Source organism: Pseudomonas sp. TMW 2.1634, assembly GCF_001703595.1.
Lineage (GTDB): Bacteria > Pseudomonadota > Gammaproteobacteria > Pseudomonadales > Pseudomonadaceae > Aquipseudomonas > Aquipseudomonas fragi.
In genome coordinates this window covers 3,631,113-3,643,161 of sequence record NZ_CP016849.1, presented here as the reverse complement: position 1 = coordinate 3,643,161, position 12,049 = coordinate 3,631,113, and the positions used below count along the sequence as shown (strand labels likewise).

Annotated in this window: 11 protein-coding genes and 1 tRNA gene; 4 read left to right on the top strand and 8 right to left on the bottom strand. The window is 61.0% G+C overall.

All coding sequences use genetic code 11. From position 1 onward, the window contains the following. Positions 1-107 precede the first annotated feature (107 nt). The 3 genes from BFC21_RS17175 to gltS are packed head-to-tail and all read left to right on the top strand — an operon-like array spanning position 108 to position 3,058. A complete protein-coding gene (locus tag BFC21_RS17175) occupies positions 108-833 on the top strand; it encodes an IclR family transcriptional regulator (RefSeq protein ID WP_016783096.1) in 726 nt (241 codons plus the stop codon). Between the two features lie 20 nt (positions 834-853). Beyond that, complete coding sequence (gene hutG, locus BFC21_RS17170; protein ID WP_088378473.1) at positions 854-1,792, top strand: formimidoylglutamase; 939 nt, start codon at positions 854-856, stop codon at positions 1,790-1,792. A gap of 57 nt (positions 1,793-1,849) precedes the next feature. Next, positions 1,850-3,058, top strand: a complete 1,209-nt coding sequence (gene gltS, locus BFC21_RS17165; RefSeq protein ID WP_088378472.1) for a sodium/glutamate symporter — start codon at positions 1,850-1,852, stop codon at positions 3,056-3,058. A gap of 97 nt (positions 3,059-3,155) precedes the next feature. On the opposite strand, the gene BFC21_RS17160 is transcribed toward gltS, so the two are convergent. After that, entirely contained in the window at positions 3,156-5,393 is a 2,238-nt protein-coding gene (locus BFC21_RS17160) for an ATP-binding protein (RefSeq protein WP_120266390.1), read from the bottom strand. Continuing rightward, a complete protein-coding gene (locus BFC21_RS17155; RefSeq protein WP_088378470.1) occupies positions 5,390-5,995 on the bottom strand; it encodes a biliverdin-producing heme oxygenase in 606 nt (201 codons plus the stop codon). Before BFC21_RS17155 ends, BFC21_RS17160 begins: the two co-directional genes overlap by 4 nt. 375 nt (positions 5,996-6,370) lie before the next feature. Between BFC21_RS17155 and BFC21_RS17150 the strand changes: the two genes are divergently transcribed. Next, the gene (locus BFC21_RS17150) at positions 6,371-6,616 is read left to right on the top strand and encodes a DUF1272 domain-containing protein (protein WP_081481089.1); all 246 of its coding nucleotides are present in this window, start codon (positions 6,371-6,373) and stop codon (positions 6,614-6,616) included. Between the two features lie 148 nt (positions 6,617-6,764). Here BFC21_RS17150 and BFC21_RS17145 read toward each other — a convergent pair whose 3' ends face one another. The 6 genes from BFC21_RS17145 to BFC21_RS17120 all read right to left on the bottom strand — a co-directional run bounded on the left by BFC21_RS17145 (position 6,765) and on the right by BFC21_RS17120 (position 12,043). Further along, positions 6,765-7,688 carry an alpha/beta fold hydrolase gene (locus tag BFC21_RS17145; RefSeq protein WP_232462836.1) on the bottom strand — a complete coding sequence of 308 codons (924 nt, stop codon included), beginning with the start codon at positions 7,686-7,688 and terminating at the stop codon, positions 6,765-6,767. Beyond that, positions 7,685-8,155, bottom strand: coding sequence for a hypothetical protein (locus BFC21_RS17140; RefSeq protein WP_016783103.1), 471 nt, complete (start codon positions 8,153-8,155; stop codon positions 7,685-7,687). The genes BFC21_RS17145 and BFC21_RS17140 overlap by 4 nt, the downstream gene beginning before the upstream one ends. 164 nt (positions 8,156-8,319) lie before the next feature. Beyond that, positions 8,320-8,395, bottom strand: a tRNA-Phe gene (locus BFC21_RS17135). 104 nt (positions 8,396-8,499) lie between these two features. After that, on the bottom strand, positions 8,500-8,772 hold the full coding sequence (locus tag BFC21_RS17130; RefSeq protein ID WP_016783104.1) for an oxidative damage protection protein: 273 nt from the start codon (positions 8,770-8,772) through the stop codon (positions 8,500-8,502). Further along, on the bottom strand, positions 8,769-9,836 hold the full coding sequence (mutY, locus tag BFC21_RS17125; protein ID WP_088378468.1) for an A/G-specific adenine glycosylase: 1,068 nt from the start codon (positions 9,834-9,836) through the stop codon (positions 8,769-8,771). Before mutY ends, BFC21_RS17130 begins: the two co-directional genes overlap by 4 nt. Further along, positions 9,833-12,043 carry an AsmA family protein gene (locus BFC21_RS17120; RefSeq protein WP_088378467.1) on the bottom strand — a complete coding sequence of 737 codons (2,211 nt, stop codon included), beginning with the start codon at positions 12,041-12,043 and terminating at the stop codon, positions 9,833-9,835. The genes mutY and BFC21_RS17120 overlap by 4 nt, the downstream gene beginning before the upstream one ends. Positions 12,044-12,049: the final 6 nt, after the last annotated feature.

Genomic DNA, 12,049 nt, shown 5'->3' with positions numbered 1-12,049 from the left:
TTGCGACCGCTGATCACTATCTGGCGGTTTTTTCCCATTCAGTGGGAATCGAATTTCAGCTAATGGGAAACACCGTGCACCATGCAGGCAAGAGCATGGGGCCAACAATGAACTACAACACGCCAACTGATCGCTTGCTGCAAATCCTCGTCAGCCTGGGGCAATCCGCCGAGGCGATCTCCGCCAAGGCGCTTTCCGAGCAACTGGGGCAACCGCTGAGCAGCACCTATCGCCACCTCAACACCCTGTTGCGCTGGGGCCTGGCCGAAGAGAACGGCCAGGGCCGCTATCTGCCAGGGCCTGCCTGTTTGCAGCTGGCGAAAAAATTTGACCGCGAAGCGGTGCTGGTGACGCTGGCCAAACCTGAACTCAAGCGTCTGGCCGAGCAAAGCCAGGAGAGCGTGGCCTTGATGGTGCCGAGCAACGGTCAGGCGATTTGCATTGAGCTGGTCGACAGCCCGCAACCCCTGCGCTGCTGTTACCAGAAAGGGCTGGCACAGCCGCTGTTGGTCGGCGCTTCTGCGCGGGTGCTGCTGGCGTATATGGATGAGGCGCAAAGCGTGTCGGCGCTTCTGGCGCAGGGCGTCGAGCCAGAAGAAGTTGCCACCTATCAGCGCAGCTTTGCCCAGATCCGCGCTGCCGGTTATGCCGTGAGTGTGAGTGAGATCGACGACGGTATTTGGGGCATCAGCGCACCGCTGCTCGACAGCCGCAATCGCCTGCAAGGCGCCATCAGCCTCATGGCCCCGGCCACCCGGGCACACACCCGCAGTGAACGCCTGATCCGCTGGACCCAGGACGTAGCCCTGCGCCTGAGCGCCCGGCTCGACTGAATTTGACTGGAGTTTCAAACATGACGGTTATCCCCGACATGTCCTTGTGGACAGGCCGTATTGATGCCGCTGAAGGGCAGGGCGCGTTGCGCTGGCATCAATGGGTCAAGCCTGTGGCCGATGGCCTGCCAGCGGGGGCTGCATTGATTGGTTTGGCCTGCGATGAAGGGGTCAGGCGCAATCAGGGCCGTACCGGTGCCCGCCAGGGGCCGCAGGCTTTGCGCAAGGCCTTGGCCAACCTGGCATGGCACGGTCACGCGCCGCTATACGACGCCGGTGATGTGAGCTGCGCGGGCGATGATCTGGAGGGCGCGCAGCAAGGCTATGGCGAACAGGTCAGCCATTTGCTCGACCAGGGGCATTTGCCATTGGGCCTGGGTGGCGGGCACGAAATCGCCTTTGCCAGCTTCAGTGGTCTGCTCGATCACTTGCGCCGCAAACACCCGCAGCCACGGATCGGCATTCTCAATTTCGATGCGCATTTCGATTTGCGCCACGCCGAACAAAGCAGCTCAGGCACACCCTTCCGGCAGATTGCCGAGGCTTGCCAGCGTTTTGACATGCCGTTCACTTATTGCTGCCTGGGTGTCAGCCAGTTGAACAATACCCAGGCCCTGTTTGCACAGGCCGAACGCCTGAATGTGCGTTACCGCCTCGACCGGCAAATGAACAGCTGGGACATCCGCGCCTGCGAAGCGTTGATCGATGATTTCCTGCAAGACGTCGATCACCTCTACATGACCCTTTGCCTCGATGTCCTGCCCGCCAGCCAGGCACCCGGCGTCAGTGCGCCGTCTGCCCACGGAGTGGACATGCAGATCGTCGAGCATCTGGTGCGCCACGCCAAAGCCAGCGGCAAATTGCGCATGGCCGACATCGCCGAGCTCAACCCGAGCCTGGACATCGACAACCGAACCGCCCGCATTGGCGCGCGTCTGCTCGCCAGCCTGATTGATTAAGTTTTACGCAAATCCCTGAAACCGCTTGTTGAATCATAAGAAAAAGAGAAATTCGCCATGCTGACATTCGAACTGGATGCGCTGAGCACCCTTGCTCTCGCGTTGCTCCTGCTGGGCCTGGGTGCCCAACTGAAAAAGCGCAGCTACTGGCTGCGTCAATTGTGTGTCCCTGCACCGGTCATCGGTGGTTTCGGGTTTGCCTTGGTGATCTGGTTATTACGTGATCAGCAACTGCTCAACCTGACCCTCGACACCAGCCTGCAAACCCCGCTGATGGTGGCGTTCTTCACCACCGTAGGTTTGGGCGGCAGCCTGGGGTTGTTGCGCAAGGGCGGCAAGCTGCTGTTTATCTACCTGGGCGCGTGCTGGGGCCTAGCGCTGGTGCAAAACGTGGTGGGGGTGAGTGTAGCCAAGCTGCTGGGCATCGACCCGTTGCTGGGGATCATGGCCGGGGCGGTGTCACTGGAGGGCGGTTTTGGTGCGGCGGCAGCCTTTGGACCGATTGCTGAAAACCTGGGGGCGGTCGGGGCTACGACTGCCGCGCTGGCCGCTGCAACCTTCGGCATGGTGGCCGGTGGTTTGCTGGGCAGCCCGCTGGCGCGCTGGCTGATCGAGCGCAACAAACTGGTGGTCAAGGCCGAAGCCGCGGGCAGCCTCAAGGCGTTCGAAGACGTGGTCCACACCCCTGTGGCCGCGCTGGATGCCGCAACCCTGCTGCGTTTGTTGACCTGCATTGTGGTGATCATGGTGCTGGGGTTCTGGCTGGGCTCCAGCTTGCAGCAGCATCTGGGTATCGTGTTACCGAGCTATGTGGGGGCCATGTTCGTCGCGATCATCCTGCGCAACCTCAATGACCGGGCCCAGGTGATCGAGGTGCCTGACCATGCCGTCAGCACGATCGGCGATGTGTGCCTGGGCATGTTCTTGACTATGGCCATGATGAGCTTGAAGTTCTGGGAGCTGGAGAAGCTCGGCTTGCCGTTGCTGGTGATTCTGGTGGTGCAGGTGGTGATCATGATCCTGCTGTGCGTGTTCGTCCTGTTCCGCCTGTTTGGCCGCAACTACGACGCTGCGGTCTTGTGCGCGGGCTTCATGGGGCACGGGCTGGGCGCGACGCCCAATGCCGTGGCCAATATGGGGGCCATCTGCGATCACTATAAAGTCTTCTCGTACAAGGCCTTTATCATCGTGCCGCTGTGTGGGGCGGTGCTGATCGATATCGTGGCGATCCCGATGATCACCTGGTTTATCAACGCCTTCAGCTGACGGGGTGGATGTAAAACGGCCGCTCTCCCGTCAAGGAGGCGGCCGTTTTTATGCAGCATTCAAATGTGATAGCTGCAGGGCATTGCGCTGTTAACCATCAGACCATTCTTGGGACCGTGAAGCGAAACTCGCTGCCTTCTCCCGGTGTGCTTTCGGCCTGCAACTGGCCGCCGTGGGCCTTGATAATGCCCTGGGAGATATACAGCCCCAGGCCCGTGCCCAGCGCGTTGCCTTCCTTTGCCGTCCAGTAGCGGTCGAAGATATGCGGCAACTGCTCGGGGGCAATGCCCTTGCCCGAATCCCGCACGCTGAACACGATATCGTCCCCGTTGGACATGGCCGCCACGCCGATTTTGCCCTGTGCGGGGGTGAACTTGATCGCGTTGCCGATCAGGTTGGACAGCACCTGGAACAGCCGCTCGGGGTCGGCGTTGATTTTCAGGTCGGGCTCGGCGTGGAAGGTCAGCTCCACAGCCTTGTCCAGTGCCAGCGGCGCGAGCAACGACAAGGCTTCTTCAAAAATCTGGCTCACCTCCAGCGGCTGTGGGCTGATGGTGTAGCGCCCGGCTTCGATTTTCGAGGTGTCGAGCAAGTCGTCGAGCAGCACGCTCATGCGACTGCTGGCCTGTTGCATGGTGTCGATGGCCGAGGTGATGCGCCGCGACGTATGCGGGCCGTCGCTACTGAAGGCCTTTTGCATCATGCCGCAGAGCATCGAAATAATGGTCATGGGGTTGCGCAGGTCGTGGGAGACCACCGCCACCAGCTCGTCGCGTGCGCGCACGGCCTGTTGCTCGCGCAGCACCTGGCGCGACAGGTCGTTTTCCAGGGCCGAGCGGCGCAGGTCATTGGCGGCAAACAGATCGCCGTGGCTCCACTTGGTCGAGATGCCGTCCATCTCGACTTTCCAGATTTCGAAGGAGGTGCGCGGGCTCAGGCGCAGGCCGTTGCTGCCGGCTTCCAGGTTCAGCGGCTTGTTGGGGTCGCCGCTCCACTGGATGCTTTCCTTGACCTCACTGCGAAACCACAGCACGGCGTTGTCCACAGGCTTGGGCAGGGTCATGGCCAACAAGCCGCTGGCGATGTCCTTGTACTGCGCTGCCGGGGCATGCAGGGCGCTGAGGTTATGGCTGGAGAACACCGGCTGGGCGCTGTCCTTGAACCATTGGTACAGCTCGCGGGTGGCTTCGGGGGACGGGCACTGGCCATAACGGTGCAGCACCTTGTCCTCCAAAATCGCCACACCGCTGGCGCCGGTCAGTGCCATCAAGGCTTCGGGCATTTGCGCCAGGCCATCAAACACGGCTTCGGTGCTGTGCACCATAGCCGCGTTGAGGCGTACCAGGGCATCCATCTTGGCTTCGCGCTGACGGCTGATTTCCAGAGTTTGCAGGGCGCTGATCTGCAGGGACAGCACCTGGCCGATGGTCTGGCAGGCCATGCGCAGTTCATGGGGCACGTGCAGCGTCTGGCGATGCCCGCAACTGATCAGGCCCCACAGGCGCTCGCCGTCCATCAACGAAATGCTCATGGACGACAGCACGCCCATGTTCTTCATGTACTGGCAGTGGATCGGCGAAACACTGCGCAATACGGCCCCGCTCAGGTCCAGTGCTTCGCCGGTGTCCGGGCGCAATGTGGGAATCAGCGGCACGGGCTGGTAATCGGCGTTCGGAATAATGCGCAACCAGTGGGTGCGGTACAGCTCGCGGGCTTGCTCCGGGATGTCGGAGGCCGGGAAAAACATGCCGTTGAACAACTCCATCGCGGGTGAAGAGGCTTCCGCGATGACCTGACCGTGGCCTTCATCCTGAAAGCGGTAGATCAGAACGCGGTCGTAGCCCGTCAGCGCCTGGATCTCGCGTACGCAGATTTCATAGAGCGCGGTGAGCGTCTTGGCCCCTTGCAGGCGTTGCAGCATGCGGCTCAGGTTGCGCACCTTGTTCATGGTGCTGTGGATTTGCGAGGCGTCGGGCTTGAGTTCCAGCTCCAGTACCAGAATGCCCTTGTCGCGGTGCAGCAGGCCTTCGTATTCACGCCCCTGCAGGTTCAGCGCCAAAGGCGGTGCATCGGTCAGGGTGGCGTAGACCGCGGCCTGCTGCACCGCGTTGGCGGCTTCGGAGCCGCTCAGGGCGGCCAGCGGTAGGCCCAGCAGCGATTCGGCACTGATGCCGAACATGGCCTGCACATTGGCGCTGACCTGCTGGATCTGCAGGTCGGGTTCCGACAGTGTCACCAGCAGACCGTGGGGCTGGATTGCTCCGGGAAAGCGAATGGGTTCATCAGCACAATTGGCCAGCAAGCGTTCAAAGGCTTGAGGGTCCTGTGGATTCATAACAAAACCTCCTGACGTTCGAGCCAGTGCTCGAAACAGCTAAACGTAGAGCGGGCAGCCTGTACGGTTTCGCCTCGCGCTTGTGCATCGAGGGGTACGCTGCCCAGAAAATCCATAAACGCCTTCCACTGCCGGCCGGTCGCTTGGCCGTAGACGTAAAGAAAAGCGCAGCCGTTGTGCGCTTCCAGGCCCAGGCGTTCCGACATCTGCTTGCGCAGAATGTTGCCGCCCAGGGTGGCGCCTTCCAGCACATACAGCACCCCCAGCATGGCGGCTTGGCTGTGTATTGCGGGCAGGGTTTCGCACAACGCAAGGGGTTGAACGCTTACACCCAGAGCCTGCAAGTCCTTACACAGTGCGGGGGTCTTGAGCCGTTGCTGCAGGTCAAATCCGTCCACACGCCAGGGGCTGTGCAGCAGCCGGTTCTCCAGTTCGTGGTAGAACCCGTAATAGGCGCTTAACAGCCGCGTATAGCGTTCAAGGTCGAGTGTGTCGCTGAAAAACGGCAGGCGTTTCTCAAGGGCTACATGACGTGTATGTGTGCCGGCGCGCAGCTCATGCAGAACGGCCGATACCGCTGATAAAGGTTGGTCTTGTGACATGCCTTGTAAGACGGCTCTCTGTGTGCGCGTTGAGATGGCGCTCATGACTGTAGGAGGTCATGGCATTTAAAAAGTGCAATTAATTTGCCACAAAACCGGGCAGAACGGCGGTTGGCATGGGTGTGCGAGTCGGCCAGTTCAGCGTGGCGGCTTCGTTCATGTACCACTGGCGAGCATGCTCGCTTTCGACCCGTAGCAGGGGGCTCAGAGCTGTGTTGGGTGTGTTCACGGGAAGCGGCAGGTTCATGGCAAGTGCCGCGCATTGACCAAAGGGGACATTGAGAATGTCACTGCCATTTTGTATTGGCAGTTGGTTTTTTGCGGGAAGCGTCTTAAATGTAAAGATGAAAATTACCGATTCAATGTGAGGTGCTCATGCTCGAATTACGCCCCAATTGCGAATGCTGTGATTGCGATTTGCCGCCAGATTCAGCACAAGCGCGGATTTGTTCATTCGAGTGCACCTTTTGCGCGACGTGTTCCGAGCAACATTTGGGTGGGCTTTGCCCCAACTGCGGGGGCGAGCTGTTGGTGCGCCCGCGCAGGCCGGTGAGCAAGCTGGCGAATAATCCGCCGTCCAGTGAGCGAGTGTTCAAGCCTGAAGGCTGTACGGCGCGTTGATGGTTTGAGGTGACCTCAGCCAGACGCATTTGTGGTGCCTGCATCGCGAGCAAGCCCGCTCCCACAATGGCCCTGCCGGCATCCCGTGTTATGAGCTTGGCAAAACCTGTGGGAGCGGGCTTGCTCGCGATAGGGGCGACGCGGTCTTTCAGGGGGTGCGGCTGAGTACCTGGCCTGGCACATCTACGCTCAATTCCCCCTGCTGCAACCACTGCAAGGCAATCGGCCATAAGCTGCTCTGAAAGCGGCTATGGAAAAACGCGAAATGGCCGATGGCTGTTTCGCCAATATCCTGCGGCTTGATGCGCAGATGTGTACGCGGGCTGGCGCTGAAGTAGCTCAGCAATCGGTCGATGGCCGCCACGGTGCCAAAAGGGTCGTCGCTGAAGCTGATGGCCAGGGTTGTGGCGGTAACGTCGGCAAAGGGCAGGGCGGCCAGGCTGCGTGCGCTGGGGAGTTGTTCGAAGCGCGTGCTGAAGGCGCCCCAGTCCTTGACCACGCCGGCCGGGGTATCTTCAAGCCAGCCCAGGCGCTTGCCGGGGAAGTAGCCGCACACACGGGTCAGCAACGGCATGAAGCCGTGCCATTTGGCGAGCATCTGCCAGCGTTGTGCAGGCGCGTAGTCGCGCCAGTGGGCAAATTGCGCGCCCACTGTCACCAGATGGCGAATAGCTTGCCCGGACGCCGCCAGGCCCGCCGCGCAGCCGCCAAAGCTGTGGCCAACCACGTCGACCGGCTGGCCGGGGTATTCGCGCAGGGCGCGCTTGAGCATGGCGTCTGTGTCCAGCGCGCCCCAGTCTGACCAGGAGGCCGCAAAGCCGCGCAACGATCCGCGACGGGAGGCGCCGATGCCGCGGTAATCGAACAGCATCACATCCATGCCGTGGCTGAACAGGTATTCGGCAAACCGCGAGTAATACTGGCAACGCACCGAGGTGGCGGCGTTGATGATGACCACGGCCCGCGCACTGTCCGGTGTGCGCTGGCGCCATTCGAAACCGCCCAACAGGTAACCGTCAGCAGCAGGCTCGGTGAACGCCCGGCTGACAGGTTCGAGCAGGGCTGCGGTCAGTGCACGCTCCGGGCGTTGCGCTCGGTCAGCAGGCGCGAGGCTTCGACGTAGGCTTTCTGGAATGCCGGGGTTTCGATCCAGGCCACGGCGCTGTCTTCATCGTCGCCATGCACGGCAATGCGGTATTCGATCAGCAGGCCCATGAGGAAGTCGGTGGCCGGTTCTTCTTCCTCTTCCGAGATCACCAGCTCCAGTACCGGGTATTGCAGGAACACCAGGCACAGGGTCTGCAGGTTGATGGCTTCGGCGGCTTTCATGGCCTGGAACAGGTCGTCGAAATCGGCCGGGTCGAAACCGTTGTCGAGGATGTCCTGGAAGTTGAAGGTGCTGAGGTCGATCTTCACATCATCGAACGGATTGTCGATCAGTGCCCCGGCCGATGCCTTGGCCGGTTTGCCCACGCGGTTCTGCTTGGCTTTGGTTTTGGCCCGCTGCGCGTTTTTTTGCTGCTTTTTTGGCGATGACATAAAGGTGTGTCCTTTGCAGGCTGATCAGAGGATTGAACCCCATCTCTTTGCAATCGCCAAGAGAGGTGGCGCCGCCGGGTATAAATAACGGCCAAAAAAAAACCCGCACTAGGCGGGTTTTTCTGTGTTTTGGCGTGGTGTGAACACCACATCAAAACTGAATGTGGTGCCCAGAGACGGAATCGAACCGCCGACACGGGGATTTTCAATCCCCTGCTCTACCGACTGAGCTATCTGGGCAACGGGGCGCATTAGAAGCCTTTTTCGATAACCCGTCAAACACTTTTTTGAAAAATATTTAATTATTACCGTCGCTTACGGACCAAAGCCTTTAAAACCGGGGTTTATTCGGTTGGCGGAACGTAGCCTTCGGCCTGGGCGTATTCTTCGCCGCTGAAGAACTTGTCCATTTCGCCCTGCAAATATTTACGGTCTTCGGCGTTCATCATGTTCAGGCGCTTTTCGTTGATGAGCAGGGTCTGGTGTTTTTGCCAGTCAGCCCAGGCCTTGGCCGAAACGTGTTCAAAAATGTCCTGGCCTTTGGCACCCGGAAATGGAGCGCGCTCAAGGGCAGGCAGTTCTTCTTTGTACTTGCGGCAAATGATGGTGCGGGTCATGACGACTCTCCAGCGTTCAATAGGTCGGCTGCGCGTTTGAGCAGCTTCTTGACCGGGGCAGCAAGGCCCAGGCGCGGCGGGGTGGCGAGGTTATACCAGAGCCAGTCGGCCTCGGCCATGTGATGGCCAGACTCGTTGACGTGGATCAGCCAGGGTTCAATGGCCAACTGGAAATGGCTGAAGGTGTGGGTCAGGCCGGGCAGTTCGTGTTGCGCGCCCAGGGCCAGGGAGTGTTGCAGCGCCAGATGCTCGATGTCCTGCAGGTCATCCAGCTCGGGCAGGCTCCACAGGCCGCCCCACAAACCGGTCGACGGACGGCGGTAAAGCAGGATCTCGCCCCGGGCATTGGCCAGCATCGGCATCAGCGTGCGCTTTTGCGGGATGGTCTTGCGCGGCTTGGGGATCGGGTAGCGGGTTTCCAGGCCCAGCAAATGCGCTTCACAGCCGCTTTCCAGCGGGCACAGCAGGCAACTGGGCTTGCTGCGGGTGCAGAGCGTGGCGCCCATGTCCATCATCGCCTGGGTGTAGGCGTTGACGCGGTCGTGGGGGGTGAAGCGCTCGGCAGTGGCCCACAGCTGTTTGGCCACCTTGGGCTCGCCCGGGTAGCCCTCCTGCGCTGTGTAGCGGGCCAGCACCCGCTTGACGTTGCCGTCCAGGATCGGTGCCCGCAGGCCCATGCTCAGGCTGGCAATTGCACCGGCTGTGGACAGGCCGATACCGGGCAGTTCGACCAGTTTCTCCACATCGCGGGGGAATTGGCCGCCATGTTCGGCGACGACGATCTTGGCAGTCTTTTGCAAATTGCGCGCACGGGTGTAGTAGCCAAGGCCGGTCCACAGGTGCAGCACTTCGTCTTCCGGGGCGGCGGCCAGGGCCTCGACCGTCGGCAGTGAAGCCATGAACCGGTCGAAGTAGTTCAGCACGGTGCTGACCTGGGTTTGCTGCAACATGATTTCCGAGACCCACACCCGGTACGGGGTGATGCCCTGTTGCCAGGGCAGGTCGTGGCGGCCGTGGTGGTCATACCAGTCCAGTACCGCCGTTGAAAATTGCTCGTCTCTCATCGGTTGAACAGCCCCTTGAGGGCGTTTTTAAGTTCAGGGCTGACCCTGTCGCCAAGCTTTTCTTCAAGCTTGTCGGTGAGCTTGTTGCCCGCAACCTTGGCTGCGACCTTGCCCAGGCCTTCCTTGTCCAGACGGCAGGCCTTGGCCCCCAGTTCCAGCGGGCCGCGGCAGCGCAATGGCAGCTCGATGCCGACAAAGTTCTTGCCCACCTGGCACGCCGGGTCCGGCATGGCACGGGTGTCGCCTTCAATCACGATGCCCAGTCGGTAGTCCATGCCCAGCACGCGCAGGTCGATGTCGCCATCGCCTTTAACGCTCAGGCCGGGGATGCGCACGATCATGTCCGGGTTACTGGCTACGCCGTTACGGAACACCAGGCTGCCCTTGAGTTCCTTGAACGGGGTGTCTTTGCCCAAAGGGGCGCCGCTCAAGGTCTTGCGGTTGAGCACGGAGATGCCTTTGCACAGCTGCTGTTCAAGGTTGGCATTGAGCAGCACGCCGTCATTGAGCACAAAACTGGCGGTGCCGTTGAGGCTGGAAATCAGCGCACTCTGGCTGTTGCCACTGCCCGTGACGTTGCTGTTGAGGGTCAGCAGGCCGGTCACCGGTGGTTTTTGCCCCTGGCTTTGCAGGATTTTTTCTACCGGCACATTGGTGATGCGGGTTTGCAGTTTGACCACCGGCAGCATGGGTTGTACGTCCAGGCTGCCGTTGGCGGCAAAGCTGCCTTTGTAGAGGCTGCCGCTGAGATTGTCGAGGGTCAGCACGCCGGCCTTGCTGCTGGCCTTGAGCGCGGCATTCTGGATCGGCAGTTTGCTCAGGGTCAGTTGGCCAAAGCTGATGTCGGCATTCAGGTCGAGCGCCTTGAGGCGGGTGACCGGGATGATTTTTGCGGTGCTCCAGCCGCTCTTGGTCGGCGCGTCCGGCAGTGGCGTATCGCCCGATGCGGCCAGGGCGCCGGCTTCGCTGCCCTGGACTTCTGCCTTGCGGGCGACGCTGGCGCTGTTGGCTTCGGCCGATTTTGGCGGCATGTAGCGATCGGCGTCGAAGGTGTCGCCCTTGAGCTGGATGCGCACGGCTTGTTTGGCGAAGTCGTCAATGGCGACAAGGCCGGTAAAGGTGCTGTCATCGACTTTCAAATTGAGCTCGTCAAGGGTCACGCTGGTGGGCGTGCCCGACAGGCGGCTGACCAGCTCGACCTTGCTCAGGCTTTCAGGTGCCATCGCGGGCAGCGGGTGGCCGATGCTGTCAAGGAAACGGGCCAGGTCGAGCTGGGCAATCGACAGGCCGCCGCTGATTTGCGGTGTGGTGTCGAGGCTGTTGGCCTTGAGTTCACCGAGGGCGCGCAGCTGGTTGGCGGAGATCTTCAGGCTGCTCCATTCGGCGACGTTCGCTGCCAGATCAACCAGGATTTGCCCCTGTGCGGCGAACGTCATGGTTTTGCCCTGCAGCGGCTCACCCGAGGCTTCGCCCGTGACCTTCATGTCTTCAAACTGATAGCGCTTGAGCACGCGGTCAAAACGCAGCTTGCCGTCGACTTCAGTCTTGACCCGCATCACTGGCTGGTTGGTGCCCAGGAAGGCCGTCAGCTTGACCGGGATGCTGGTGGCTTCGTGAACCGGGCCGGTGCTCAACTGGATGCTCTCGGCGCTGAACTGCTTGCCGCTTTGCTCGTCGTTGTATTCAACCCGCGCGTTGTTCACGGTCAGGCTGTCGATATCGAGTTTGAGCGGCTGGCTGGCGCTGTCAGGCTTGCTGGCCGCAGCGGGTTCGGTGCCGGCGGTTGGCGCGGTGGCGGCGGTGGCCGGTTTGCCGATGTCCTGCCAGTTACCGTGGCCGTCCTTGTCGCGGGTCAGGCGCAGGTTCAGGCCTTCGACCCGCACATCGCTCATCTGCACTTCTTTGCGCAGCAGCGGCAGCACGCGCACGGACAGGCCGAGCATCTGCAGATCGGCAAAAGGCTGGGTTGGCGCCGCGAGGGTGGCGACGCTGGCGTCGTGCAGCTCCAGGCCAAGCCAGGGGAAGAGGCTCCAGCCGATGTCGCCATTGAGGGTCAGCTCAATGTGGGCTTTGTCACGGGCTATCTGGCGAATCTCGTCTTTATAGTCGTTGGGATCGAACAGATGGCTGAGGGCAAAACCCAGGGCCACGACGATCAGCAACAATCCGAGAAGCACCAGACCCAGGATTTTGCCGAACGCTTTCATGGGCGA